The organism is Actinomadura decatromicini (assembly GCF_008121305.1).
GTDB lineage: Bacteria > Actinomycetota > Actinomycetes > Streptosporangiales > Streptosporangiaceae > Spirillospora > Spirillospora syzygii.
Window position 1 is genome coordinate 74557 of the sequence record NZ_VSRQ01000008.1, and the last position, 25300, is coordinate 99856.

Below are 25300 nucleotides of genomic sequence, written 5' to 3' on the forward strand. Positions count from 1 at the left end.
CGGGGGTCAGGCGCGTGGCTGGATCGCCTCCTGTGAGCCGGTGAGGCGGGCGACGAGGCGGTTCATGGAGGTCGTCCAGTTGCCGGCCAGCTCGGCGCAGGCCGTCTCCAGGTCCTGGTCGCGCAGGGCGGCGGCGATGCCCTTGTGCTGGTCGACCGACTCCCGCACGCTGTCCGCGTCGCCGAGGTAGGCGTGCTCGTAGCGGTGGACGACGCGCTTGGTGTCGCCGATCATGTCGAGGAGCCGCCGGTTCGGGCAGGCCGCCAGCAGAGCCGCGTGCCACTCGTCGTCGGCCCGCCGGACCTCGCGCGCGTCGGCGCCGGCCGCCATGCCGTCCGCCAGCTCAAGGAGCCGGGGCGCGCGCCGGGCGAGGTCCGCGGGATCGGACAGCCTGATCGCGAGCACCTCCAGCTGGGCGATGATCGGATACGTCTCGCGGATCTCGCGCTCGCTCAGCGCCGACACCCAGTAGCCCCGGTTCGGGCGGGCGTCGAGCAGGCCCTCCCGCGCCAGGCTCGCCAGGGCCTCGCGCAGCGGCGTCCGGCTCACGCCGATCTCCGCCGCGAGCCGCACCTCGTTGATCCGGCCGCCCACCGGGAGCCCGCCCTGGAGAAGGCGGTCGAGGACCTCGTCCCGCACCTGTTCGCGCAGAAGCCTTCGATCGACCGCCATGGACGCCACCCTCTCACGCTCCCGACGCCCGCCATGCTACATACTGAATACAGAATGCAGATCGCTGTGACCTTGGAGGCGGCTCCATGCCCGACTTCGCCATGACCCCATCACCGAAGGACGGCTCGCCGCCCGCCCTCGGCGACGACCCACGCGGCGCCCCCCGCCGTTTCCACCGGACGATGCCGGGCTACGACCGCACGCCCCTGGTCGAGACGCCCGAGCTGGCGCGGACGCTGGGCGTGGGACGGGTGTTCGTCAAGAACGAGCAGTCCCGGCTCGGGCTGCCGTCGTTCAAGATCCTCGGTTCGTCCTGGGGGGTCCACCGGACGCTGTGCGACCTCCTCGGCCTCGATCCCGCGCTCTCCTTCGACGACCTGCGCCGGGCCGCCGCGCCGCTGCGCGACCACGTGCTGACCTGCGCCACCGACGGCAACCACGGCCGGGCCGTGGCGCGCATGGCCGGGCTGCTCGGCATGCGCGCCCGCATCTACGTGCCGCTCGACGTCTCCGCCTCCCGGGCGGCCGCGATCGAGGGCGAGGGGGCGCAGGTCGTCCGGGTGTTCGCCGGTTACGACGACACCGTGCGGTACGTCGCCGAGCAGGCCGCCCGCGACGACCGCGACATCCTGGTCTCCGACACGTCCTGGCCCGGATACGAGACCGTGCCCCGGCACGTCATCGACGGCTACGCCACCATCTTCGACGAGGTCGACGAGCAGCTCGCCGAGGCGGGCCTGGTTCCCGCCGACGCCGTGGACCTGGTCGTCGTCCCCACCGGGGTGGGCGCGTTCGCCGCCGCCGTGGGGCTGCGGTTCGGCCCCCGCGCCGCCACCCGCGTCGCGACGGTCGAACCCGACTCCGCCGACTGCGCGCACCGCTCCCTCGCGGCCGGAGCCCCGACCGCCGTCCAGGGCCCGCACCACTCGATCATGGCCGGGCTGAACTGCGGCGAGCTCAGCGTCATCGCCTGGCCGATCCTGCGCGCGACGGTCGACGCGACCGTCACCGTGGACGACCGCGCGGCCCGCGAGGCGATGCGGCTCTTCGCCCGGTCCGGGATCGAGGCGGGCGAGAGCGGCGCCGCGTCCCTGGCCGGAGCCCGGCTCGTCTGCGCCGGCCGCGACTCCCGCGCCGCCCTCGGCCTGGGAGCGAACAGCACGATCCTCCTGCTCAACACCGAAGGAGCCAGCGACCCCGCCAGCTACCTCGACGTGGTGGGACGCCAGGAGGACGCCGTCCTCCCGGCCTGAGAGCACGCCGTGCGACGTTCGTCGCCGGCGCGGCCTCCCGCACGCGACCGATGTCACTGGCGGCGGCGTCCGCGGACGGGGAGCCTGGCCCGAGGACTTCGACACTCGTTCGACGCTCGGGGGAAGGCGGCCGATGACGACCACGCTCGCGCTGACGGGGGCCGCGCTCATCGACGGGACGGGGGCGGACCCCGTCTCCGGCCGGGTCGTCGTCGTGGCGGACGGCCGGATCCTGGACGTCGCGCGCACGCCCCCGGCGGGCGCGGAGGTCGTCGACCTCACCGGGTGCACGCTCATGCCGGGGCTGATCGACGCGCACGCGCACCTGGGGCTGTCCAGCGATCTGCAAGGGCTGGTGACCGGGCAGATCTCGGCCGCCGAGATCGCGGCGGCGATCTTCGGGGCGGCCGAGCGCGCCCTCCGCGAGGGGTTCACCACGGTCCGCGACTGCGGCGGGATCGACGCCGGCGTCGTCCGGGCGGTCTCGTCCGGCGCGGTGCTCGGCCCCCGCGTGCTGACGAGCGGGCCGATCCTCTCGCAGACGGGCGGCGGCGGCCACTACGCGCCGCCCTGGGAGCCGTCCCGCCGGTGGGAGACCCGCGACATGCCCGGCCTGCTCGGCATGAGCCTGCTCGCCGACGGGCCGGCCGAGATGCGCCGCGCGGCGCGGGAGGCGTTCCGCCGGGGCGCGGGCTTCCTCAAGCTGATGGTCACCGGGGCGGTGCTGGCGCACGGCGACGAGCTCGACCACACCCAGCTCGGCGTCGAGGAGATCGCCGTCGCCGTCCGGGAGGCGCGGGCGCGGAACACCTACGTGACGGCCCACGCGCACAACAACGCGGGCATCCGCAACGCGCTGGAGGCCGGGGTGACCTGCGTGGAGCACGGCAGCCGGCTCGACGAGCGGACGGCGGCGGAGATGCGGCGGCACGGCGCGAGCCTCGTCCCCACCCTGTCGGTCGCGCACCAGTTGATCGACTCGACGGAGGCGGTGGGCCTCCCGCCCGAGATGGCCGGACGGGCCGAGCTGGTGCTGGACGGCATGCGGCAGGCGGTCCTCGTCGCCCGCGAGGCCGGGGTCCCGATCGGCTCCGGCTCGGACCTGATCGGCCCCGACCAGACCGGCCGCGCCCGCGAACTCGTCCTGAAGGCCGAGCTGCTCGGCCCGATGGGCGCGCTCGTCTCGGCGACCCGGACCAACGCGGAGATCCTCGGGCTGGCCGACGAGGTCGGCACGGTCGCGCCCGGCAAGGCCGCCGACCTGGTCGCGCTCGACGGCTCCCCGTTGGACGACCCGTCGATCTTCCTGGACCCGGACCGGGTCCGCCTGGTCGTCCATCGTGGACGGGTGATTTCAGCCGTCCGCAATAGGTGAAATGGCCCACTTAAACTATGGACGTGGTCTGGGAGCTTCAACGTCTCGTCGACGGGCTGGCGGAGCGCTCGCGGCGTTCGGTGGCCGTCGACGACCCGCGGCTGCGCCTGCTCGCCTACAGCGCCCATCACACGGGCGTCGACAGCGCGCGGAAGCAGTCGATCCTCCAGCGGCGGGTGCCGGACGAGCTGGCGAACTACGTGCACCGGCACGTCCCCAAGGGCTCGGACGAGCCGTTCCTGCTGCCGCTGTGCCCCGAGTTCGGCCTCACCATCGAGCGGCTGTGCGCGCCGATCCGGCACCGGAGCACGCTGCTCGGGTTCCTGTGGGTGCTGCTCACCGAGCCGCCCGACGACCGGCTGCTGGAGTGGGTCAGGGACGCCGCGCTCGAGGCCGGGGACGTCCTGTTCCGCGAGAGCTTCATCGAGCAGATCGCGCGCAGCCGCGAGCGCGAGCTGGTCCGGGACCTGTTCAGCCACGACCGCCCCGTCCGCGAGTTCGCCGCCTCCGAGCTGATCGACAACGACCTGTTCACCGGCGGCGAGGCGACGGTGCTGGTCGCTGCTGGCCCCACCAGCGAAGTGCTGCAGGACGACCGGCGGGTCGCCATGGAGCTCGCCCTTCAGCGCACCCGCCGCGAGTTCCCCGCGCGGCACTGCTTGCATCTCGTCCGTCCCGACCACGGCGTCCTCATCGTCGCGCCGGGCGGGACGTCCTGGCCGAGCCGCAGGCTCCCTGAGGTCGGCGCGATCCTCCGCCGCCACTACCTCGCGGAGCTCGGCAAGCACGAGCGGGTCTGGGTGGGCATCGGCGCGCTGCACGACTCGCTCGCGACCCTGGACAACTCCTACGACCAGGCGCTGCGCGCCGTCGACGTGGCCCGCTTCGTCCGGACGCTCGGCGTCGTCGTCCGCACCGAGGACTGCGGCGTGTACGGGCTGCTGGCGGAGATCCCCCGCGACCGGCTCCGCAAGGTGGGGCTGCACCCCGGCCTCCAGTCGCTGCTGGCGCAGGACGACCCGCAGATCCGCACGATCATCGCGACGGTGGAGAGCTACCTGGACAACGCCGGGGAGGTCAAGGCGACGGCGGAGCTGCTGAGCATCCACCGCGCCTCGCTCTACCACCGCCTCCGCCGGTTCGAGGAGCTGGCCGGGATCGACCTGCGCAACGGCGACGACCGGCTGGTGGTCCACCTCGGCCTGCGGCTCGCCCGGCTGACCGGCCGCCGCTGAGCCCGGCCGCTAGACGCCGAGCCAGTCGGCGGTCCCGGTCGGCACGGCGTCGACGAGCCGCCGCGTGTACGGGTGGTCGGGCCGGTCGAGCACAGGGCCGCAGTCGCCGGACTCGACGACCTCGCCCCGGTAGAGCACCAGGACCCGGTCGGCCACCTGCCGCACCACCGCCAGGTCGTGGGTGATGAACAGCATGCTCTGGCCGTCCGCCTGCAACTCGCGGAACACCTCCAGGATCTGCGCCTGGACCGAGACGTCCAGGGCGGCGACCGGCTCGTCGCAGACCAGCAGGCGCGGCCGGACGGCGACGGCCCGCGCGATCGCGACCCGCTGCCGCTCCCCGCCGGACAGGTCGGCGGGCCGCTTGCCCGCGTACCCCGCGGGCAGCCCGACCCGGACGAGCAGGTCCGCCACGCCATCGCCGGACTCACCCTGCCGCAGCGCTTCGGTGAGCGAGTATCCGACGGTGTGCCGCGGGTTCAGCGAGGCGTACGGGTCCTGGAACACGCACTGGACGAGCCGGTGCGCGGGGCCGCCGCCCGCGCGGGGCGGGAACAGCGTCGTCCCGGCGACGTCGATCCGTCCGGCGTCCGGCTTCACCAGGCCCAGCACGCAGCGGGCGAGCGTCGTCTTCCCCGACCCGGACTCGCCGACCACCGCCACGGTCTCTCCGGCGCCGATCCGCAGCTCCACGCCCCGCAGCGCGGGGACCTTCGTCCGCTCAGGCCCTCGGAACGCCTTGTCCAACCCGGAGACGCGCAGCACGTCCTCCTTCTCACCGACCGGCGCCGCGCCGAGGCGCGGGCCGCTGTCCGCGTGCGCGGGGACGAGTTCCTCCCGGATCTCCAGAGTGCGATGGCAGGCGGCGCCGTGCCCGTCCGCGAGTTCGATGAGCCTCGGACGGCTCGCCGCGCACTCGGCCCGCTGCCAGGCGCAGCGGTCGGCGAACGCGCACCGCCCCGCGACGGCTCCTGCCTGCGGGACCCGCCCGGGGATCGTGCTGAGCACGCTGCGCCGCTGGTCGAGCGGCGGCTCGGCGGCCAGCAGCGCGGCCGAGTAGGGGTGGGCCGCGGCCGCGCGGACCGCCCCGGGCGGGCCCGACTCCACGATCGAGCCCGCGTACATGACGAGGACGCGGTCGCAGAGCGAGAAGGCGACCCGCAGGTCGTGGGTGATGAGCAGGAGGCCCATGCCCCGCGTCCGCTGGGTGCGCCGGATCAGGGCCAGCACGTCGTGCTGGGTGGTCGCGTCCAGGGCGGTGGTGGGCTCGTCGGCGACCAGCAGGCGCGGGTCCGCGGCCAGGCTCGCCGCCAGCGCGACCCGCTGCCGGAGCCCGCCGGACAGCTCGAACGGGTACCGGTCGGCGACGTGCGGGTCGGTGATCCCGACCTCGCGGAGCCGCTCGGCGGTCTCGGTCCGGGTGAGCCTGCCGTGGCCGTGGGCGCGCCGGGTCTCGTCGAGGTGCTTGCGGACCCTGGACACCGGGTTGAGCATGGTGAAGGGGTCCTGGAGCAGCAGCCCGATGCCGGACCCGCGCAGCGCGCGGGACCTGCGGTCCGGCTTCGCCGGGAGGGCCGCGCCGTCGAAGCGGACCTCGCCGGACGCGGTGAGCCCCGGCGGCAGCAGCCCCACCAGGGCCTTGGCGGTCAGCGACTTGCCGCTGCCGGACTCGCCGACGAGCGCGACGCTCTCGCCCGGCCCGACGGTGAGGTCGACGCCGTCCACGAGCAGCCGGTCCGGACGCGCCGTGACCCGCAGCCCGGCGACCTCAAGGAGCGGGGTCACGCGGTGGCCCGGTCGAGCAGCCGGTCGCCGAGGATGGTGACGCTCACGGCGACGAGGACGATGAGCAGCGCGGGCGTGACGCTCGCCCAGGGGTTGACGTCCAAGAGGGTCCTGTTCTCTGAGAGCATGCGGCCCCAGTCCGGGGAGCCGGCGGGCGACCCCAGTCCGAGGAAGGACAGCCCCGACAGCGACACCAGGGCGTACACGAACGTCAGCAGGCAGTTCGCGACGACCGTGGGCAGCACGTTGGGCAGCAGGTGCAGCACGGCGATCCGGCTCCTGCGCAGGCCGAGCACCTGCGCCGCCTCCAGGTAGGGCAGGCCGCGCTGGGTCAGCACCACGCCCCGCACGACGCGGGTGTCGACGGGGATCGCCAGCACCATCAGCGTCGCGACCGCCACCGGGTAGCCGCCGCCGAGCACGCCGACGACCACGATGGCGATGAGCCCGACCGGCAGCGAGTAGGCGAAGTCGGCGCAGCGCATGACGATCGCGTCGATCCAGCCGCCGCGGAAGCCCGCGAGCAGCCCGAGCGCGGTGCCGGCGAGGGTCGCGGCGAGCGCCACGGCGATCGGCCCGGCGATGGCGTCGCGGGTGCCGACGAGGACCCTCGACAGGATGTCGCGGCCCAGCTCGTCGGTGCCGAGCAGGTGGCCGCCGCCGGGCGGCCGGGCGCTGTCCGCCAGCTCACCGTGCCCGGGGTCCATGGGGGCCAGCAGGTCGCCCGCCGCCATGACGACGGCGAACACCGCGACCAGCAGCGAGGCGGCGACCACGGACGGGCTCCACCGGCGCGCGTTCACGCGGCCGCCCGGCGCAGGCGCGGGTCGAGGGCGAGGTAGGCGAGGTCCACCAGCAGGTTGATCCCGATGGTGGCCGCCCCGGCGACGAGCGCGACCCCCTGGACGACGGGGACGTCCTTCGCCGCGACCGACTCGATGATGAGCGCGCCGAGGCCGGGCAGCGAGAACGTCACCTCGACGAGGACCGCGCCGCTCATCGAGTACGCGAGCACCAGCCCGACGGACGTCGCCACGGGCACGGCCGTGTTCCGGAGCGCGTAGCGTCCCCAGACGTGCCGGGCGGGCAGGCCGCGGGCCCGCGCGAACGCCATGTAGTCGCGGGCGACGACGTCCAGCCCGGCCGCCCGCGTCTGCCGGGTCACGAGCGCGATCTGCGACAGGGCGAGCGCGATGGCGGGCAGGGTGAGGTGCCGGACCCGTCCGGCGAAGCCGGTGCCCGCGCCGAACACGGGGAACCAGCCGAGCCTGACGCCGAACACGTACAGCAGCAGGGTGCCCAGCGCGAAGCTCGGCGCGCTGATCGCCATCACGGCCCCGGCGGTGACCGCCCGGTCCGCGGCCCGCTCGCGGTGCGCGGCAGCGAGCAGCCCGAGCGGCACGCCGAGCAGCACGATCAGCAGCGTCGCGTAGAGGGCGAGCTCCAGGGTGACCGGCAGCCGCTCCCCGATCCGGGCGGTGACCGGCTCGCCGGTCTGCACCGAGTCGCCGAGGTCGCCGCGCAGCAGGCCGCCGAGCCAGTGCGCGTACCGCAGCGGGAACGGCTGGTCCAGGTGGTGGCGCTCGCGGATGGCGGCGAGCAGTTCGGGGGACGCGGGACGGGTGCCGAGCAGCGCCCGCTCGGTGGACCCCGGGGCCAGCGCGAGCAGCCCGTAGACGGCGAGCGAGATCCCGAGGAGCAGGCACGCCGCGATCGGCAGCCGCCGGGCGACCAGCCGGGTGGCGGGCCCCATCAGGCGGCCGGCCTGAGTCGGGTGGCCCACTGCTGGGAGAAGTTGAGCCAGACGCTGTAGTCCGCGTCGAAGACCAGCCTGCGGTTGAGGGCCAGGCCGCTGTCGGTGTAGAAGAGCGGCGCGTACGGCTGCTGGTCGGCGATGATCGCGTCGATCCGGCCGAGCCCGGCGACCGGGTCGGGACGCTTGGCGGCGCGCTGCTGGGAGAGGACCGTCTCGATCTCGGGCGTGCTGAAACCGGACGTGTTGAACCCGCCCTTGATCTGCTCGGTGCCGAGCACGAGCGAGGGGATCCCGGCCGGGTCGGGATACTCGGGCGTGTAGGGGATGAGCTGAAGACCCAGCTTCTCGTGGCCGTAGAGGGCGCCGACGTACTCCTGGAACGGCACCTGTTTGGCGGTCAGCGTGATGTTCAGCGGCTTGAGGTTCTGCTGGAGGCTTTGCAGGACGTCCCCGAGCCACTTCATGGACGCCGGGTAGGGCACGGTGACCTGGAACCCCTGCGGATGGCGGGACTGGGCCAGTTCGGCCTTCGCCTTCGCCGTGTCGAAGGACGGCTCGGGAAGCCCGGCGTAGATGGAGCGCACCTTGTCCGCGGGCGCAAGGTCGCCCCAGCTCTCCGGCGGGGTGAGGCTCCGGGCCACCCTGGCGTGCCCGCCGAACAGCGCGGTCGACAGGCCGCGCCGGTCCACCGAGAGGGACACCGCCCGGCGGACGTGGACGTCGTCGAACGGCGCCGTCGCCACGTCGAAGGACAGGTAGACCGTCTGCGGCGACGGCACCCACTTGACCGTCATCCCCCGGCCGTCGCGCCAGCGCCGCGACAGCGACGGGTCGGACAGGAAGGTGCCGTCCACCGCTCCGGACTGGGCGGCCAGGCGGAGCGTCTCCGGATCGCCCACCACCTTGAACTCCAGCCGCTTGACCGCGGCCTTCGGGCCCCACCACGACGGGTTCCTGACCAGCGTCGCGCCGGTCGCCGCGGAGAACGACTCGACCTTGTACGGCCCGCTGCCCATCGTGCCGACCCGCGGGGTGCCGAGATCCTTGGCGTGCGCGGTCGCGAACGCCTTCTGCACGACCTGGCCCGCCAGCGCCGGGATGTACCGGAAGAACGGGTCCGGCCTGCTGAGCTTCACCGTCACGGTGCCGGGGCCGGTCGCCCTGACGCTCTTGACCGCGCCGAAGTAGGTGGCGAACTCGCTGGCGACCTTCTTGTCGGCGTGCCGTCCGAGGGAGAAGGCGGCGTCCTCGGCGGTGACCGGCTTGCCGTCCCAGAACTTCGCGTCGGTGCGGATCCGGTACACGTAGGTGAGCGGGTCGGGCCGGCTCCAGGACGTGGCCAGGCCCGGCACGATCCGTCCCGCCGCGTCCAGGTAGAGCAGCGAGTCGTAGACCTGCTCGTACACGAGGGCGGACTTGCCGTCGTAGGCGTGCGCCGGGTCGAGGCTGCGGGGCGCGCTGTCGATGCCCCACGTCACCTTGGCGACCTCTCCGGAGCCCGCCTTGGCGGGCCCGGTGGATCGGGCGCTGTCGCCGCCACCGCAACCGGCGGCCGGCAGCAGCGCCGACGCTGCGATGACGGCGGACAGGCGGCGCCAGCCGCCGATGGGACGGTTCATGGATCCTTCTCCCTGCCTGTGGCGCTTGGGGAGAACCTAGAAGCCGTCCGGCCGGGAAACGACCGACGATCGTCAGGTCGTTCCGGCGGCCTTCGCGACATGTGTCGCGTCTCATCCCATGATCTTGGCGTCCCCGTATCCGCCGGTCAGGAGGTCGCCCTCGCCGAACCGGCCGGGCCGGAACGGCGCCAGCCCCGGGTCGGCGGGCCCGCCGGTGAGCAGGTCGGCGATCCGCGCGCCGAGCGCGGGCGCCCACTTGAAACCGTGCCCGGCCGTCCCGGCGACCATCGTGACGCGGTCCGCGACCGCGCCGACGACCGGCTGCCAGTCGGGGGCCACGTCGTACAGCGCCGCGTAGCCGGAGTACGCGGCGGCCCCGGCGAGGCCCGGCATCCGCCGGACCAGGGCGTCCGCGATGCGCAGGTGCTCGTCCGGCCACAGCTCGCCGGAGTAGTCGTCCGGGTCGGCCTCCGGCTCCTCCCACAGCGTGCCGACGAGGAACTGGTCGCGGAGCTCGGGCTTGACGTACACGCCGTCCGGCATCGAGGCCCAGATGTAGGGCACGTGCTCGGCCTCGCCCCACCCGTAGGTCGCGATGATGTGCCGTTCGGCGCGCAGGGGCAGCGTCACGCCGAGCATCCGCAGCAGGGCGGAGGTCCACGGCCCGGCCGCCAGGTGAACCCGTCCGGCCGTGACCTGCTCGCCGGACGCGGTGCGGAGCCGTACCGAGTCGGCGAGCGGTTCGATGCCGGTCACGAGGGTGTCCTGGAGGAGCCGCGCGCCGAGCGCCCGCGCGCGGGCGAGCATGCCGACCGTGGTGCCCACCGGGTCGGCGTAGCCCGCTCCCGGCTCCCACGCCGCCCAGCCGATGCCGGCCGGGTCGAAGGCCGGGAAGTCGGCGGCGATCTGGTCGGCGGCGAGCAGCTCGGTCCGCGTGCCGAGCGCGTTGAGCCGCCGGACGGTGGCCCGCATCCGCTCGCCGTCGCCGGGAGCGTGCAGGAAGAGCGCGCCCGTGGTGACGAATCCCGCGTCGCCGCCGTGCGTCCAGTCGGCGAAGCCGCGGAAGAGGTCGGCGGACTCGCGGGTCAGCCCGGCCAGGAACTCGTTGACGTAGTAGCCCCGGACGACCGCGCTCGACTGGCCGGTGGGCCCGGACGCCGGGCCGCCGCGCTCCAGGACCGCGACCTCCGCCCCGCGCTCGGCCAGGTGCAGGGCGGCGCTCGCCCCGTGGACCCCGGCACCGATGATCGCAACGTCGTAGCCCGCCATCTCACTCCTCCGACTCGGTGTCTCGGCCTCGACGCTAGGTTCCGGCCGTCCGGCTGTCGCGCGACCCATGTCTAAGCGAGCCGCCCGATTCGGCGTCAGATGACGGGCGAGCGCGGGACCCGTTCGGGCCTACCGTGCTCGGCATGCACCTGACGATCCTCGTCCCCGTCAAGGACGTACCGGCCCAGTGGCGGCTGAGCGGCGGCGCGCTCACCAGGCACGGGGTGCCGCACCGGCTCGACCCGATCCACGAGGTGCCGCTCGAATGGGCCCGCCTGCTGCGGGACGGCGGCGCGGCGGTCAGGGTCGTCGCGATGACGCTCGGACCGGCGGCGGCGACCGGCGCGCTCCAGCGGGCGCTCGCCCTCGGCGCCGACTCGATCGTCCAGGTCGGCGACGACGCGCCGGCGGGCGCCGACGTCCGCACGACGGCCCGCGCGATCGCGGCCGTGGCGACCCGGACCGGCGCGGACCTCGTCGCCTGCGGGTACGAGAGCGCCGACGGGTCCTCGGGGACGGTCCCGGCCGCGGTCGCGGCATGCCTGGGCGTGCCGCTGCTGAGCCGGGCCGGGCGGGCGGCCCTCGAAGGCGGGGCGCTGACGGTCGTGCGGGACCTCGGCGGCGGGCCCGAGCGGGTCACCGCGCCGCTGCCCGCCGTGGTGTCGTTCGTCGAGGGCGCGATCGAACCGCGCCGCCCGGCGCTGCGCGAGCTGCTGAGGACGAGATCGGCCACCCCGACCGCGCTGTCGGCGGACGATCTCGGCGTGCGACTCCCGGCGGAGGCCGTCCGCGACGTCCGGGTGGTCAAGGCGGCTGTCCCGGAGCGGGCCGCGACCGTCGTCGGGTTCGACGAGGGCGTGGCCGCGCTGTTCGCCTTGCTGACCGGGGAGGCAGCCGATGCATGAGATGACGGTCATCGCCCGGGACGCCGCCACCGCGCGGTCCCTGCTGGGTATCGCTCCGTCCGGCATGGCGACGCGGGTCGTCCTGCTCGGCGAGCAGGACGCGGACGACGTCGGAGGGCTTCCGGCGGATCGGGTCGTGGTGGCGCCTGGGCTGACCGGGCACGATCCGGCGGCGCTCGGCCCCTCCCTGGCGCCCCTCCTCGCCGCCGGGCTCATCGTCCTGGACTCCGGCCAGCCCGCCCGCGACCTGGCCGGCTGGCTGTGCGCGTCCCTCGACCTGCCGCTGGTCTGGGCCGTGGAGCGGCTCGGCCGCGCGCCGGACGGCGCGATCGAGGCCGAGCGGCCGGTGCTCGACGGCGGTCACCGGCTCGTCCAGCGGCTGCCCGCCGGGCCGGCGGTCGTCCTGGCGAGGCCCGAGCCGGGACCGGCGCCGGCCGGCCGCCCCGTGGTGGAGCGCTCCGCCGCGGTCCCGGGGCCCAGCGCGCTGACGGTCCGTCCCCTGGACGGCGGCGCGGCCGAGCGCGCGCGGGGGCCGGCCGGGGCGCGCACGATCGTGAGCGTCGGGCGCGGCGTCGGCGGCCCGGACGCGGTCGCCCGCTACCGGCGGCTCGCCGAGCTGACCGGGGCCGCGCTCGGCGCGTCCCGCGCTGCGGTGGACGGCGGCTGGCTGCCCTTCGCCCACCAGGTGGGCCAGACCGGGGCCACGGTCGCCCCCGACCTGTACGTCGCGTTCGGGATCTCCGGCGCGGTGCAGCACACGGCGGGCATGCGGGCCAGCGGCCGGGTGGTCGCGGTCAACACCGACCCGGACGCGCCGATCGCCCGGCTGGCCGACCTGGTGATCGCGGCCGACGCGAACGAGGTCGCCGACGCGCTGCTGCGGCGGCTGGAACGAGAGGGCTGAGCAGTGGACCGGACCTTCTGGCTGCCGGACGGCGACGAGCTGTGCCTCGTCCAGGACGGGCGGCTCTACCTGGTCGACGCCGCCGCGGGCGGCGCGCCCGAGGAGATCGACCTCACCGGGCTCCCGGGCGGGCTCGACGGCATGACCCGGTCCGGCGGGGCGCTGGAGTTCGGCGGCGGCGGACGCCGCGTCCGGCTGGACCCGCGGACGGGCGAGGCCGAGGAGTTGAGCGCCCGCGCCGTCGAGGACCGGGAGCGGAGGCGGCCGCGGACGCTGGGGCCGGGCGCGCTGGCGGGCGACCCCGACCTGGTCGAGGTGCTGGATCCGCGGGAGCGGCTCGCCCTCGGCCGGACCGGCCCGGACCTGAGCCTGCGGCACACGGTCGACGACCGCGCCGAACGGCTGACGACGTCGGGCGCCGCCGACCGGCCGTGGGAGGTCGGCGGCGCCCTCTGGTCGCCCGACGCCGCGCGGATCGCGGCGCTCCGCGTGGACCTCGCGGGCGTGCGCCGGATGCCGGTCGTCCACTGGCTGAAGGCGTGGGAGGAGATCGAGTGGGTGCCCTACACCCGCAGCGGAGGCCCGCTGCCGCAGTTCCTCCCGCATTTCGTCGACGTGCGGAGCGGCCGGACGTGTCCCATCGACATCGGCGCCGAGCCCGACCAATACGTGGCGTTCCTCGGCTTCCACGGCAGCGGCCGGGGCGAGGTGCTGCACCTGGTCACGATCAACCGGGTCCGGACGCGCATCAGGCTCCTCGCCGCCCACCCGGACGGGACGACCGACCTGCTGTTCGAGGAGGCGGGGGAGTCGGTCCTGCCGTCCGCCTTCGGCATCGCCGCGGACATGGTCACGATCCTGCCCGCGTCGGGGCGCTTCGTCGTCCGGTCCGAGCGGTCCGGCCTGGCCGGGCTCTACCTGTACTCGGCGGACGGGCGCGACTGCACGCCGCTGACCGCCGGCCTGGACGTGCCCGTGGCCGGGATCGACCTGGACTACCCGGAGTCGGGCCCCGAGACCCCGGAGCAGGGGATCGCGGCGGTGGACGAGGCCGCCGGGCTGCTGTACTTCAAAGCCGCCGCCTCACCCGCCCGCCCCTACGACCGGCACCTTTACGGGGTCGGACTCGACGGCACCGGGCTGCGCCGGATGACCGATGACGACGGCCGGCACGACATCGAGTTCAGCCCCTCGTCCAGGTTCTATCTGGACACGCACTCCGCCACCGACCGGCCGCCGGAGACGCGCCTGCACGCCGCGTCCGGCCGCCTCGTGTCGGTGCTGCGCCTGCGCCGGACGTCCCGGTCGGGCGGGCGTCCGCCCGAGGAGTTCACGGCCGTCGCCGCCGACGGCCGCACCGAACTGCACGGGCTGGTCTACCTGCCGCCCGACCTCGACGAGAACGGCTCGTACCCGGTCATCGACCTGATCTACGGCGGCCCGCAGGAGACCCGTGTGCCGCGCCGGTACGAGCCGGGCCGGGGCGCGTTCGCCGCCGAGCTCAGCGGGCTCGGTTTCGTCTGCGTCGTCCTCGACGCCCGCGGGACGCCCGGACGGTCGAAGGCGTTCCACGACACGGGGTACCGGCGGTTCGGGCAGCACGAGATCCCCGACCATGTCGCGGCCGTCCGGCAGGCCGCCGCCGAGCGCCCCTACCTCGACCTCGACCGGGTCGGGATCTTCGGGCACTCCTGGGGCGGCTACATGGCGCTGCGCGGGATGCTGACCGCCCCGGAGTTCTACCGCGCCGGGGTCGCGGCGATGCCGGTGGCTGACCTCGACGACCACCACGCGATGGCGATCGAGCCGTACATGTCCGTCCCGCAGGACAACGCGGAGGGGTACGCGGCGGCGTCGAGCCTCGGACTCGCCGGGCGGCTGCGCGGGCGGCTGCGCGTCATCGCCGGGACCAGCGACGTCAACGCCCCCTTCTCCGCCGCGATCAAACTCGTGGACGCCCTGGTCAGAGCCGGCAAGCGGTACGACCTCGTGCTGCTGCCCGGGGTCGACCACCATCCGCGCGGAGCGGCCCGCGAGTACTACGACGACGCCGTCCGCTCCTTCTTCCTGGAAACCCTGCGACCCGAGGAGGACCACTGATGCGAGCCCCGATCTTCGCGGCCGCGCTCTCACTCGCGCTGGTCCCCGGCCCCGCGCTGGCCGCGGCTCCCGCGCCGTCCGCCTCCGTGACGGGGGTCTGGCGTTCGGACGGGTACGGCATGGTCCTCTCGGTCGAGACGGACAAGGCGACCCTGTTCCAGACGACGTCCATCAGTTGCCTGCCGATCGACGAGGCGACCCGTGTCGGGACTCCGCGTCCCGGAGCCGCCGCCGTCTACCGGCTGAGCGACGGCAACACCATCCGCCTCCGGCTGGGCCCGCGGCCGGACGCGGCGACGCTCCACGCCGACGGGTCCGCCGGAGACCGCGCCCTGATCAGGCTCCGGAGACCGCCCGCGCCCTGCGGCGGACCGCAGCCGTCCGGGCCGGTGGGCGTGTTCGACGTCTTCTGGCAGACGTTCGCCGAGAACTACCCCTTCTTCCGGCAGCGGGGCGTCGACTGGGCCGCCCAGCGGAGGCGGTACCGGCCGATGGTCGGCGCGGCCACCACCGACGAGCGGCTCTTCCAGATCCTGCGGGCGATGATCGAACCGCTGGGGGACGCGCACACCGGGATCTTCGCGGGGGAGCGGGAGTTCACCGGGCTGCGCCCCGGCACCCAGCCGACGACGCGCGCCCTCGGCCTGCGCGTCAAGGAGCTGATCGACCGCCGCGACCTGCGCGGCGCCGGGCAGGACTTCGCCTCGGGCCAGCTCACGTTCGCCGAGCTGCCCGGCCGGATCGGCTACCTGCGGGTGGCCGGGTTCTTCGGATACGCCACCGGAAGCGACTTCGACTACGCCGCCGACCGGGCCAGGCTCGCCCAGGTGCTCGACACGATCCTCACGCCGCGCCGCCGGATGCGCGGGCTGATCATCGACGTCCGGTACAACCCCGGCGGGTTCGACGCGCTGGGCCTGCACCTGGCCGCGCGCCTCACCGGCAGGCCCTACCTCGCTTACCGCAAGCGGGCCCGCAACGATCCGGGCGACCCGACCAGGTTCACCCGGCCCCAGCCGATCATGGTCAGGCCCACCGCCGCGCACCGCTACACCGGGCCGGTCGCGCTGCTCACCTCGGGCACCACCAACAGTGCGGGGGAGACGTTCACGCAAGCCCTCATGGGACGGCCCGGCCGCGTCGTCCGGATCGGGGAGAACACCCAGGGCGTCTTCTCCGACGTCATGGAATGCGGGCTGCCCAACGGCTGGAGCCTCTGGGTGCCCAACGAGGAGTTCCTCACCAGAGACGGGACGACCTTCGACGGGGCCGGAGTGCCCCCGCACATCCGCACGCCGGTCTTCACCGAGGAGGAGTTCGCGGCGGACCGCGACTCCGCCTTCGACCGGGCCGTCGCCGTCCTCGGCGGCCGGGCGTGACCGCGGCCAGCCTCGGCGGGCTGCTGCGCGAGCGCGCCGCGACGGCGCCGGACCGGCCGTTGCTGCGCTTCGGCCCGGTGACGCTCACCGTCGGCCAGGTCGCCGACCGCGCCGGGCGCCTCGCGAACGTCCTGCGCGCCCACGGGGTCGAACGCGGCGACCGGGTGGCGGTGATGACGCCGAACGGGGCGGCCTTCCCCGTGGCCTGGCTCGCGATCGCCGCGCTCGGCGCGGTGGCGGTGCCGGTCAACGCCGGCTACCGCAGCACCGACCTCGCCCACGTGATCGGCGACTCCGGCGCCCGGACGGCGCTCGCGGGCGGCGCGGACGCGGCGACCGCCCTCCTGCGCGCGGGCGTCGACCAGGTGGGCCTGCTCGACCCCGCGGACGCGGGCCCCGCCCCGGACGTCCCCGCCGGACCCGGGACGTTCGACGCCGGCGCCGAGGCGGCCGGAGCACCGGCCGCGTTCGACCCGCCCGACCTCGGCCCGGACGACGTGGTCAACATCCAGTACACCTCGGGCACGACGGGCTTCCCGAAGGGCTGCGTCCTCACCCACGGCTACTGGCTGCGGACCGCCGAGATCGTGCGCGGCATCCTCGGCGTGACCGAGACCGACGTCGACCTCACCGCCCAGCCGTTCTCCTACATGGATCCCCAGTGGAACACGGTCCTGTGCCTGGACGCCGGCATCCCGCTGGTGATCCTGCCGCGCTTCTCCGCGTCCACTTTCTGGAAGTCCGTGCGCGAGCACGGGGTCACCTTCTTCTACGTCCTCGGCACCATGCCGGTGTTCCTGCTGCGGCAGCCCCCGGACCCCGCCGACCGGGAGCACGACGTCCGGATCGTGCTCTGCTCGGGCATCGTCCCCGAACTCCACGCCTCGATGGAGGAGCGGTGGGGCGTGCCATGGCGCGAGGCGTACGGGATGACCGAGACGGGCGCCGACCTGTTCGTCCCGGCGGACGACACGTCCTCGGTGGGCTCCGGCGCCATCGGGGTGCCGGTGCCCGGCAAGGAGGCCCGGATCGTCGACGGGGAGCTGGTCATCCGCGGCGAGCCGATGATGCGGGGCTACTGGAACGACCCCGCCGCCACCGCCGAGCGGATCAGGGACGGCTGGCTCTACACCGGCGACCTCGCCCGCCAGGACGACCGGGGCCGCTTCCACCTCGTCGGGCGGCGCAAGGACATGATCCGGCGCGGCGGCGAGAACGTCGCGGCGGCCGAGGTGGAGGCGGTCCTCGTGCGGCATCCCGCGGTGCGGGCCGCGGCCGTGGTCGCCGTCCCGGACGAGCTGCGCGGCGAGGAGGTCAAGGCGTTCGTCCAGGTCGGCCGGGCGACCGACCCGGCCGAGCTGATCGCCTTCGTCTGCGAGCGGCTCGCCCCGTTCAAGGTGCCGCGCTTCCTGGAGTACGTGGACGAGTTCCCGATGACGCCGTCCGAGCGGATCGCCAAGCACCTCCTGCCGCCCGGCCGGGGCGCCGCGGACGACATGCGGGGCGAATGAGGCCGCCGGTCGGGCGGCCCGCACGCGTCCGCCGCGCGGGCCGCCCGCATGCCGCACCCGCCGGGGCTAGGAAGCGGCGGCCGTGTCCGGCGTGAGCAGGACGGCGAACGAGACGTGCCTGTTGGAAGTGGAGACGGCGCTGGCGGCGATCTGGCCCGCGTCGTTGATGCCGTAGGCGGCGGTGATCCGCAAACCGGCGTCGGCCGGGATGAGCGTGGTCAGGTCGGTGCGGACGCCATTGCTGTACACCCAGCCGCCGCGACCGTCGCCGACGATCGTGCCGGCCCTGTTAATGGCCTGCGCGGCACCGAAGGTGCTCCCGCCGAGGTCGGGCCACAGGTCGGTCACCTTCCCGCCGCTGAACACCACGGGGTGGCGGGGCGCGAACTCGCCGCCGCCGACCCCCGCGGCGCCGACCGCGATTCCGCTGGCGTTCATGGCGTGCACCTCCGACCATGTGCTGCCGGGCAGCGAGCCCAGGTCCCTCGGCGTCCCGTCGCGCCACACCGTGGCCTCGGCCTTGCTGGTGTCGTTCGACGTCGAGGACAGGCCGAGGACCTGGCCGTCCGCCGAGATCCCGAACGCCTCCGCGGCGTGGCCGCCGGGCAGCGCCGGCAGCACGGACGTCTGCCCGTTCTGGTACAGCCACGCGGTGCCGGTGTCGAACCCCGTGCCGGCGATCTGACCGGCGTCGTTGATCGCCCGCGCCTGGACGTGCCCGTCGGTGGGCAGGATGTGCAGGTCGGTCGGGACGCCGTTGCGCCAGACCACGGCGCTCTCGCGGACCGGCAGCGTCTCGTAGGCGGAGCCGACGACGGTGTCGGAGGAGTTCACCCCGTACGCCGCCGTGGCGTCGGCCAGGGTCGGGTCGTTCGGGACGACGCCGGGCAGGCTGGTCAGCTGCGTGGGGCTGGTGGAGAGGTAGGCGCTCTGATTCCTGCCGGGGAACGAGGCGAGCCCGGCGGTGTGCCCGGCGGCGTTGACGGCGTACGGAACGTTCCCGAACGCGCCGTCCGCCGCCTTGATCACGGTCAGCCGGTAGTGCGCGGGAGCGGCCGCGGCCGCCTGGGCGGGCGCGACGGCCGCCGCGACCGCGAGGGGCGCCGCCAGCAGAGCAAGGGCGCGCGCAATCCGTTTCGGCATGCTTCCTCCAAGGTGAGTAGTCACTTGGAGATAGGCATCCGGGATACAAGGCTCATCGCCTGCGGTGAAAAGTGGTGGGCGATACTGGGATTGAACCAGTGGCCTCTACCGTGTCAAGGTAGCGCTCTCCCACTGAGCTAATCGCCCGTGCCAGGGTTCGGCGTGTTACGAGGTGGAGACGGGATTTGAACCCGTGTAGACGGCTTTGCAGGCCGTTGCCTCGCCTCTCGGCCACTCCACCAGAGCGAGGCCGGATCGGGGCCTCTCAGAGCGGACGACGGGATTCGAACCCGCGACCCTCACCTTGGCAAGGTGATGCTCTACCAACTGAGCCACGTCCGCGTGCCGGTCCGGAGGTCGCCCTCCGGGCTCGCAGGCACAACTCTAGCGGAATCCCGGCGTGCTTGCGTACCGCGCGGACTCTCTCTCCTCGGTGAGGTCGGCGTGCAGCGAGTTCCAGAAGGAGAGCTCGGAGTCCTCTTCGAGGTGGGCGATGCGGCCCCAGAACTCGCGGTCCTCGGCCTCGTGCGCGGCGGCGAGGGAGAGGGCGGGCATGATCGTGGTCCCGGCGTCCGCGCGGTCCAGGTCGGCGGGGGTGACGTCGGCGGGGAGGGCGACCGGGGTGGCCGGGCGGTGGTGCTTGCCCCGCTTGCGGACGCGGATCGGCGGCGTGGTGGGCGCCTTCGCGGCGGCGGCGCGGCCGGCGGCGAGGGCGACGGTGCCGCACAGGATGAAGGCGAGGATGCCGCCGAGGACGACCTCCTGCGTCGGCAGGTGCCCGGGGGCGGCGTGCTCCTGCTGCTCCTGCGCGACGGTCGCGGCGGCGGGGGAGCCGATCCTGTCGACGGTCGGCGCGGGCGCGGCGTGCTTCGGGGTGTAGGCCGTCTCGGCGACCTTGATCTTGGACGGGTAGCCGAACCCGACGACGGAGTCCATGTCGCGGGTCTTGCGCATGAGCTTGTAGCCGTCGGCGTTGCCCTCGATGGTGTGCAGGGTGCGGCCGTCCACCTTCTCGACGATGCCGACGTGGTCGATCTGGTCGATGTCGCCGGAGCCGTTCCAGTCGTAGAAGACGATGGCGCCCGGCTCGGGGTCGTGGCCCCAGGCGTGGTTCTTCTTGAACCACTGGGCGTGGTCGACGGTGGAGGCGAACTGCCCGGCCTGCTCCGCGACCCCGGCCTTGTCGGCGGCCCAGGCGAGGAACATGTCGCACCAGGGGGCGCTGGTGAAGTACGAGTCGTGGTCGCCGTCGACGTTCTTTCGGTACCACTCGCCGAACTTGGTGTAGCCGTCGCCCTTCTCGGCGTAGCCGAGTTCCTTCTCGGCGATGTCGAGCAGCTTCTTGCCGATCGGGTCCATCACGCTCCCTGCCGTCTCGCTCGTGCGGGCAGGGTGGCGCCCGACCGGGGGGACGGAACGCGCCACGGACCCGCCGGCGCGAGTCCCGAGGTCACGTTCTGATCTCGACGGAATGTAGTCGAGGTAAACGGTGACCGGCAACCCGTTCCACTGAAACGGTCAAATCGGACTACTCAGAAGTAGCCCCGCGGCAGGACGGTCACCGGGCACGGCGCGGCCCGCAGCACCTTCAGCGCGACCTCGCCGAGGAAGACCCGGTGCGCGGCGGCGTCCTCACTGGACGCGCACACGAGGAGCTCGCCGTCCGCCCAGTCGACGTCGTCCAGCGCGTCGGCGACGTCGGCGCCCTCGGCCAGGTCGGCGGACACGTCCTCGGGGAGGAGGTCGGCGGAGTCCAGGGCGAGCCGGATGGCGAGGGCGAGGTCGTCGCGGAGCCGCTCGGCGCCCGCGTCCCCGCCGACGTCCCCGACGGCGAGGGTGACCAGGCGGAGCGGGACCTCCAGCCGGTCGGCGGCCTGCGCGGCGCGGATGACCGCCTCGTCGCACTGCGGCCGCCGGACGTACATGACGGTGATCCGGGCCAGCTCCTCCGGCGGGGCGTACCCGGACGGCGCGAGCATCACCGCCTCGGTCGCCGAGTGCAGCAGGTGGTCGGCGGCGGCGCCGACGCCGATGCGGCCGCGCGCGCCGCCCTCCGGGGAGCCGACGACGATCAGGTCGGCGCCGATCCGGCTGGCGAGCACGGTGAGGCCGCGGCCGACGCTGCGCCCCTCCTGGACGTGCAGGTCGACCGGATCCCCGTCGAGCAGCTCGGCGGCCTGCTCCAGGACGGCCCGCGCCTCCCCGGCGGCCGCGGGCAGGTCCGGCGGGTGGACGGTCGCGAGGCTGAGCCGCCCGCCGGTCAGCGCGACGATCGCCCGGGCGAGGTCGAGGGCCTCCCGTCCGCCCGCGTCGTTGACGTACCCGGCGAGGACGTGCTCGCCGATCACGTGGGCCGCGTCCCCAGCCGGGGGCCCGCGGGCCCGATCGATCCGATCATGGCACCAAGCATTCCCCCGACGACGCCGGTCAGACCAGTGGGGATTCGCCGTGCTTTCCCGGTTCTCACCCTCTGGGGCCGCGTGTCAGGCCCAGCAGGTCACGCGCCGGTCCGGACGGCCGCCGCCCGGCGGGCCACACCGCGCGCAGCGGCCGAGACAGGTCCAGCTCCGGGACGGGCACCGCGACCAGCCGTCCGGCGGACAGCTCGTCCGCCACGGCGAGGTCGCTCACCACGACCGGGCCCGCGCCCGACGCGGCCGCCGACTTCAGCGCGGTCGTGGACGCGAGCTGCAACAGCGGCGGCGCCGTCCCGCCGTGCGCGGCGAGGGCGCGGTCGAGCACCTCGCGCGTCCCCGACCCCTGCTCGCGCAGCACGAGCGGCGTCGCCGCCAGCTCCGCCGCGGACACCCCGGAGCGGCGGCGGGCCCAGCGGTGCCGGGGCGCGACCACGACGAGGAGCCGGTCGGCGGCGACGACGGCGCCGTGCAGCCCGGCGGGCGTCCGCGTCCCCTCGACGAAGCCGAGGTCGGCGGCGCCGTCGCGGACCTGCTCGGCGACGACGGTCGAGTTGGCGGCGCTCAGCGTCACCGCGACCCCCGGGCGGACCGACTTCAGCGTCACCAGCCAGCCCGGCATCAGGTACTCGGCGACGGTGAGGCTCGCCGCGACGCGCAGCCGCCCGTCCCGCCGCTCGCGCAGCGCCTCGACGCCCGCCGCCAGCTCCTCGGCCGCGCCGACCACCTGCCGGGCCCACTCGGCGACCAGCGCGCCCGCCTCGGTCGGGCGGGACCCGCGCGGCGACCGGTCCAGCAGCGCGACGCCGACCTGCCGCTCCATCGCGCGGATCCGGGCGCTCGCGGCGGGCTGGGTGACGCCGAGCTCCGCCGCGGCCCGCCCGACGCTGCCCAGCCGGACGACCGCGAGCAGCAGCTCCAGCGCGCCCAGCTCAGGTACGCGCCGCGACACCGGAGACGAGTCGTTCGAGGACGCTGCCATGCCCCGATCCTACGTCGCCCATAAGCCTGCTTTATGACCTCATAGGCCGATGACCTCTACTGACGCGGCGGCGGCGGACGCAGCCTAGAGGGCATGGGTCTCCTCACCGCGCCGGCGCGCGGCTCGCTGCTGGGCGGGCTCGACCGTCCGGCGGACGCGCTCCGGCACCTCGGGCCGAACTGGTACGCGGCCGTCATGGGCACGTCGATCGTCGCGAACGGCGCGGCGGCGCTGCCGGTCGGCTTCCCGGGGCGGCACGCGTTCGCCGTCGCCGTGTGGGCGGTCGCGTTCGCGATGCTGGTGGCGCTGGCGGCGGCGCGCGCGGTCCATCTCGTCCGGCATCCGGACGTGGCGCGGTTCCAGCTCCTGGACAACCCCGCGACCGCCGTCTTCTACGGCTGCCCGCCGATGGCGCTGCTCGCCGTCGGCTACGGGACGCTCGTGCTCGGCCCCGGCGTCCTCGGCGCCGGACCGGCCGTCGCGCTGGACGCCGTCCTCTGGACGCTCGGGACGGTCTACGCCCTCGCCGTCGCCGCGGGCGTCCCCTACCTGATGATCACCCGGCACCGGCTCGAACCCGGCTCGGCGGACCCGACCTGGCTGCTCCCCGTCGTCGCGCCCATGGTCGCCGCCGCGCTCGGGCCCGCGCTCGTCCCGCACCTGCCGGGCGGCCAGGCCCGCGCCACGCTCCTCTACGGCTGCTACGGGATGTTCGGCGCGAGCCTGCTCGCGGCGCTCGTCCTGCTCCCCGGGATCTGGACGCGGCTCGCCGCCGGACGGCCGACGCCGGTCGTCCTCACGCCGACGCTGTTCCTCGTGCTCGGGCCGCTGGGGCAGTCGACGACGGCGGTCGTCCAGCTCGGCGACGCGGCGGGTCTGGCCGCCCCCGAGTACGCGGCGGCGATGCGCGCCTTCGCCGTCCTGTACGGCGCGCCCGTCCTGGGATTCGCGCTGTTCTGGCTGGTCATCGCCGGGACGGCGAACCTGCGCGCGATGCGCGGCGGGATGCCGTTCGCGATGACGTGGTGGGCGTTCACCTTCCCGGTCGGGACGTGCGTGACGGGCGCGTCCGGGCTCTCCAGGTCGACCGGCCTGGACGCCCTGACCGGCTTGGCCGCCGCGCTCTACCTCCTGCTCGTCACGGCCTGGGCGGTCGCCGCGGTGAAGACCGTCCGCGGCGCCCTGTCCGGACGCCTCTTCATGCCCGCCCCCGCTTAGGCCCAGGAATACGGGCCGGGCCCCGCCGGTTCCCCTAGGATGATTGAACGTTCTACTACTTTGGAGGCCGGCATGCAGTTCGGGATCTTCACGGTCGGGGACGTCACCCCCGACCCGACGACCGGCCGCGTCCCGTCCGAGGCCGAGCGGATCCGGGCCATGGTCGCGATCGCGGAGAAGGCCGAGGAGGCCGGGCTGGACGTGTTCGCCACCGGCGAGCACCACAACCCGCCGTTCGTGCCGTCCTCTCCGACGACCATGCTCGGCTACATCGCGGCCCGGACCGAGCGGCTGATCCTGTCCACCGCGACCACGCTGATCACCACCAACGACCCGGTGAAGATCGCCGAGGACTTCGCGATGCTCCAGCACCTGGCGGGCGGCCGGGTCGACCTGATGATGGGACGCGGCAACACCGCACCCGTCTACCCGTGGTTCGGCAAGGACATCCGCGACGGCATCGACCTCGCCATCGAGAACTACCACCTGCTGCACCGCCTCTGGCGCGAGGAGTCGGTCGACTGGGAGGGCAGGTTCCGCACGCCGCTCCAGTCGTTCACCTCGACCCCGCGCCCGCTGGACGGGGTGCCGCCGTTCGTCTGGCACGGCTCCATCCGCAGCCCGGAGATCGCGGAGCAGGCCGCCTACTACGGCGACGGCTTCTTCGCCAACCACATCTTCTGGCCGAAGGAGCACTTCCAGCGGCTGATCGGCCTCTACCGGCAGCGCTTCGAGAACTACGGCCACGGCTCCGCCGACCAGGCCATCGTGGGGCTCGGCGGGCAGGTGTTCATGCGGAGGAACTCCCAGGACGCCGTCCGCGAGTTCCGTCCGTACTTCGACAACGCGCCGGTGTACGGGCACGGGCCGTCGCTGGAGGAGTTCACCGAGGAGACGCCGCTGACCGTCGGCAGCCCGCAGGAGGTCATCGACAAGACCCTGACCTTCCGCGACAGCTTCGGCGACTACCAGCGGCAGCTGTTCCTGATGGACCACGCGGGGCTGCCGCTGAAGACCGTCCTGGAGCAGATCGACATGCTGGGCGAGGAGGTCGTCCCGGTGCTGCGCCGCGAGTTCGAGGCGCTGCGCCCGGCGCACGTCCCGGCGACCGCGCCCACCCACCACTCGCGCGTCCCCGAGGAGGCCCGATGACCAGGCTCGCCGTCGTCTCCGCCGGACTCGGGCAGCCGTCGTCCACGCGGCTGCTCGCCGACCGGCTCGCCGCCGCGACCGCCGGGGCCCTGCCCGGCGGCGTGGACGCCACGACGATCGACCTGCGCGACCACGCGCACGCCATGGTGGACGCGACGCTCACCGGCTTCCCGACCGGGCCGCTGCGCGCCGCCGTCGAGGCCGTGGGGGAGGCGGACGGCCTCATCGCCGTCACGCCGACCTTCAACGCCTCCTACAGCGGGCTGTTCAAGACGTTCGTCGACATCCTCGACCGCGACTCCATGGACGGGAAGCCCGTGCTGCTCGGCGCGACCGGCGGCACCGAGCGGCACTCCCTCGCGATCGACTTCGCGATGCGCCCGCTGTTCGCGTACCTGCGCGCGAACGTCGTCCCGACCGCCGTGTACGCCGCGTCCGAGGACTGGGGCGGCGGCGAGCGCCTCGCCGGCCGCGTCGCCCGCGCCGGAGGCGAGCTGGCCGCGCTGATGGGCGCGCGGCCCGCCCCGGCGAAGGCCGACCCGTACGACGAACCCGTCCCGTTCGAGACGCTGCTGTCCGGGACCGCCCGCTCCTAATTAAGGGTTGGCTTATATAAGTCGAGACTGTA

At 74.4% G+C, this 25300-nt stretch carries 21 protein-coding genes and 3 tRNA genes; 11 read left to right on the forward strand and 13 right to left on the reverse strand.

Annotation, left to right across the window (positions count from 1 at the left end):
* Nucleotides 1-6: 6 nt before the first annotated feature.
* Nucleotides 7-672, reverse strand: a complete 666-nt coding sequence (locus tag FXF68_RS33160; protein WP_148766328.1) for a GntR family transcriptional regulator — start codon at nt 670-672, stop codon at nt 7-9.
* 86 nt (nt 673-758) lie between these two features.
* On the opposite strand from FXF68_RS33160, the gene FXF68_RS33165 reads away from it, so the two are divergent.
* The 3 genes from FXF68_RS33165 (at nt 759) to FXF68_RS33175 (ending at nt 4535) form a co-directional block, all read left to right on the forward strand.
* Complete coding sequence (locus FXF68_RS33165) at nt 759-1925, forward strand: diaminopropionate ammonia-lyase (protein WP_148766330.1); 1167 nt, start codon at nt 759-761, stop codon at nt 1923-1925.
* A gap of 133 nt (nt 1926-2058) precedes the next feature.
* On the forward strand, nt 2059-3300 hold the full coding sequence (locus FXF68_RS33170) for a metal-dependent hydrolase family protein (protein WP_148766332.1): 1242 nt from the start codon (nt 2059-2061) through the stop codon (nt 3298-3300).
* Nucleotides 3301-3323: 23 nt separating this feature from the next.
* Nucleotides 3324-4535, forward strand: a complete 1212-nt coding sequence (locus tag FXF68_RS33175) for a PucR family transcriptional regulator (protein ID WP_148766334.1) — start codon at nt 3324-3326, stop codon at nt 4533-4535.
* A 9-nt stretch (nt 4536-4544) separates the two neighbouring features.
* Here FXF68_RS33175 and FXF68_RS33180 read toward each other — a convergent pair whose 3' ends face one another.
* The 5 genes from FXF68_RS33180 to FXF68_RS33200 form a co-directional block, all read right to left on the reverse strand.
* Nucleotides 4545-6320, reverse strand: coding sequence for an ABC transporter ATP-binding protein (locus tag FXF68_RS33180; protein WP_148766336.1), 1776 nt, complete (start codon nt 6318-6320; stop codon nt 4545-4547).
* A complete protein-coding gene (locus FXF68_RS33185; protein ID WP_246179088.1) occupies nt 6317-7123 on the reverse strand; it encodes an ABC transporter permease in 807 nt (268 codons plus the stop codon). Before FXF68_RS33185 ends, FXF68_RS33180 begins: the two co-directional genes overlap by 4 nt.
* Nucleotides 7120-8073, reverse strand: coding sequence for an ABC transporter permease (locus FXF68_RS33190; protein ID WP_148766922.1), 954 nt, complete (start codon nt 8071-8073; stop codon nt 7120-7122). Before FXF68_RS33190 ends, FXF68_RS33185 begins: the two co-directional genes overlap by 4 nt.
* A complete protein-coding gene (locus FXF68_RS33195) occupies nt 8073-9695 on the reverse strand; it encodes an ABC transporter substrate-binding protein (protein ID WP_148766338.1) in 1623 nt (540 codons plus the stop codon). The genes FXF68_RS33190 and FXF68_RS33195 overlap by 1 nt, the downstream gene beginning before the upstream one ends.
* 111 nt (nt 9696-9806) lie before the next feature.
* Nucleotides 9807-10964, reverse strand: a complete 1158-nt coding sequence (locus FXF68_RS33200; RefSeq protein ID WP_187438222.1) for an NAD(P)/FAD-dependent oxidoreductase — start codon at nt 10962-10964, stop codon at nt 9807-9809.
* A gap of 143 nt (nt 10965-11107) precedes the next feature.
* Here FXF68_RS33200 and FXF68_RS33205 point away from each other — a divergent pair, with 143 nt between their 5' ends.
* From FXF68_RS33205 to FXF68_RS33225, 5 genes are read left to right on the forward strand one after another with little or no spacing between them, the layout of a single operon-like run.
* Complete coding sequence (locus tag FXF68_RS33205) at nt 11108-11869, forward strand: electron transfer flavoprotein subunit beta/FixA family protein (RefSeq protein ID WP_148766342.1); 762 nt, start codon at nt 11108-11110, stop codon at nt 11867-11869.
* Nucleotides 11862-12773 carry an electron transfer flavoprotein subunit alpha/FixB family protein gene (locus tag FXF68_RS33210; RefSeq protein ID WP_222870193.1) on the forward strand — a complete coding sequence of 304 codons (912 nt, stop codon included), beginning with the start codon at nt 11862-11864 and terminating at the stop codon, nt 12771-12773. The genes FXF68_RS33205 and FXF68_RS33210 overlap by 8 nt, the downstream gene beginning before the upstream one ends.
* A gap of 3 nt (nt 12774-12776) precedes the next feature.
* Complete coding sequence (locus tag FXF68_RS33215) at nt 12777-14873, forward strand: S9 family peptidase (RefSeq protein ID WP_148766344.1); 2097 nt, start codon at nt 12777-12779, stop codon at nt 14871-14873.
* On the forward strand, nt 14873-16252 hold the full coding sequence (locus tag FXF68_RS33220; RefSeq protein ID WP_148766346.1) for a S41 family peptidase: 1380 nt from the start codon (nt 14873-14875) through the stop codon (nt 16250-16252). The genes FXF68_RS33215 and FXF68_RS33220 overlap by 1 nt, the downstream gene beginning before the upstream one ends.
* Nucleotides 16249-17763 (forward strand): AMP-binding protein, encoded by a 1515-nt coding sequence (locus tag FXF68_RS33225; protein WP_148766348.1) that lies wholly within the window; start codon nt 16249-16251, stop codon nt 17761-17763. The genes FXF68_RS33220 and FXF68_RS33225 overlap by 4 nt, the downstream gene beginning before the upstream one ends.
* Nucleotides 17764-17829: 66 nt before the next feature.
* Here the strand turns inward: FXF68_RS33225 and FXF68_RS33230 are convergent, their stop codons facing one another.
* The 7 genes from FXF68_RS33230 to FXF68_RS33260 all read right to left on the reverse strand — a co-directional run bounded on the left by FXF68_RS33230 (nt 17830) and on the right by FXF68_RS33260 (nt 22302).
* A complete protein-coding gene (locus FXF68_RS33230) occupies nt 17830-18906 on the reverse strand; it encodes a hypothetical protein (RefSeq protein ID WP_148766350.1) in 1077 nt (358 codons plus the stop codon).
* A gap of 72 nt (nt 18907-18978) precedes the next feature.
* A tRNA-Val gene (locus FXF68_RS33235) sits at nt 18979-19053 on the reverse strand.
* A gap of 23 nt (nt 19054-19076) precedes the next feature.
* Nucleotides 19077-19147, reverse strand: a tRNA-Cys gene (locus tag FXF68_RS33240).
* 28 nt (nt 19148-19175) lie between these two features.
* A tRNA-Gly gene (locus tag FXF68_RS33245) sits at nt 19176-19248 on the reverse strand.
* Between the two features lie 42 nt (nt 19249-19290).
* Entirely contained in the window at nt 19291-20265 is a 975-nt protein-coding gene (locus tag FXF68_RS33250) for a CHAP domain-containing protein (RefSeq protein WP_148766352.1), read from the reverse strand.
* A gap of 173 nt (nt 20266-20438) precedes the next feature.
* Nucleotides 20439-21254, reverse strand: coding sequence for a universal stress protein (locus tag FXF68_RS33255; protein WP_148766354.1), 816 nt, complete (start codon nt 21252-21254; stop codon nt 20439-20441).
* A gap of 115 nt (nt 21255-21369) precedes the next feature.
* Nucleotides 21370-22302 carry a LysR family transcriptional regulator gene (locus tag FXF68_RS33260; protein WP_148766356.1) on the reverse strand — a complete coding sequence of 311 codons (933 nt, stop codon included), beginning with the start codon at nt 22300-22302 and terminating at the stop codon, nt 21370-21372.
* 93 nt (nt 22303-22395) lie between these two features.
* Between FXF68_RS33260 and FXF68_RS33265 the strand changes: the two genes are divergently transcribed.
* The 3 genes from FXF68_RS33265 (at nt 22396) to FXF68_RS33275 (ending at nt 25268) form a co-directional block, all read left to right on the forward strand.
* A complete protein-coding gene (locus tag FXF68_RS33265; protein WP_148766358.1) occupies nt 22396-23520 on the forward strand; it encodes a TDT family transporter in 1125 nt (374 codons plus the stop codon).
* A 72-nt stretch (nt 23521-23592) separates the two neighbouring features.
* Entirely contained in the window at nt 23593-24672 is a 1080-nt protein-coding gene (locus tag FXF68_RS33270) for an LLM class flavin-dependent oxidoreductase (RefSeq protein WP_148766360.1), read from the forward strand.
* The gene (locus FXF68_RS33275; RefSeq protein WP_148766362.1) at nt 24669-25268 is read left to right on the forward strand and encodes an FMN reductase; all 600 of its coding nucleotides are present in this window, start codon (nt 24669-24671) and stop codon (nt 25266-25268) included. The genes FXF68_RS33270 and FXF68_RS33275 overlap by 4 nt, the downstream gene beginning before the upstream one ends.
* Nucleotides 25269-25300 lie beyond the last annotated feature (32 nt).

Coding starts and splice junctions, on each gene's coding strand:
- FXF68_RS33190 (WP_148766922.1), bottom strand. CDS start 8,073: ATGGGGCCCGCCACCCGGCTGGTCGCCCGGCGGCTGCCGATCGCGGCG.
- FXF68_RS33230 (WP_148766350.1), bottom strand. CDS start 18,906: ATGCCGAAACGGATTGCGCGCGCCCTTGCTCTGCTGGCGGCGCCCCTC.
- FXF68_RS33270 (WP_148766360.1), top strand. CDS start 23,593: ATGCAGTTCGGGATCTTCACGGTCGGGGACGTCACCCCCGACCCGACG.
- FXF68_RS33205 (WP_148766342.1), top strand. CDS start 11,108: ATGCACCTGACGATCCTCGTCCCCGTCAAGGACGTACCGGCCCAGTGG.
- FXF68_RS33250 (WP_148766352.1), bottom strand. CDS start 20,265: ATGGACCCGATCGGCAAGAAGCTGCTCGACATCGCCGAGAAGGAACTC.
- FXF68_RS33165 (WP_148766330.1), top strand. CDS start 759: ATGCCCGACTTCGCCATGACCCCATCACCGAAGGACGGCTCGCCGCCC.
- FXF68_RS33260 (WP_148766356.1), bottom strand. CDS start 22,302: ATGGCAGCGTCCTCGAACGACTCGTCTCCGGTGTCGCGGCGCGTACCT.
- FXF68_RS33275 (WP_148766362.1), top strand. CDS start 24,669: ATGACCAGGCTCGCCGTCGTCTCCGCCGGACTCGGGCAGCCGTCGTCC.
- FXF68_RS33160 (WP_148766328.1), bottom strand. CDS start 672: ATGGCGGTCGATCGAAGGCTTCTGCGCGAACAGGTGCGGGACGAGGTC.
- FXF68_RS33220 (WP_148766346.1), top strand. CDS start 14,873: ATGCGAGCCCCGATCTTCGCGGCCGCGCTCTCACTCGCGCTGGTCCCC.
- FXF68_RS33170 (WP_148766332.1), top strand. CDS start 2,059: ATGACGACCACGCTCGCGCTGACGGGGGCCGCGCTCATCGACGGGACG.
- FXF68_RS33265 (WP_148766358.1), top strand. CDS start 22,396: ATGGGTCTCCTCACCGCGCCGGCGCGCGGCTCGCTGCTGGGCGGGCTC.
- FXF68_RS33195 (WP_148766338.1), bottom strand. CDS start 9,695: ATGAACCGTCCCATCGGCGGCTGGCGCCGCCTGTCCGCCGTCATCGCA.
- FXF68_RS33210 (WP_222870193.1), top strand. CDS start 11,862: ATGCATGAGATGACGGTCATCGCCCGGGACGCCGCCACCGCGCGGTCC.
- FXF68_RS33200 (WP_187438222.1), bottom strand. CDS start 10,964: ATGGCGGGCTACGACGTTGCGATCATCGGTGCCGGGGTCCACGGGGCG.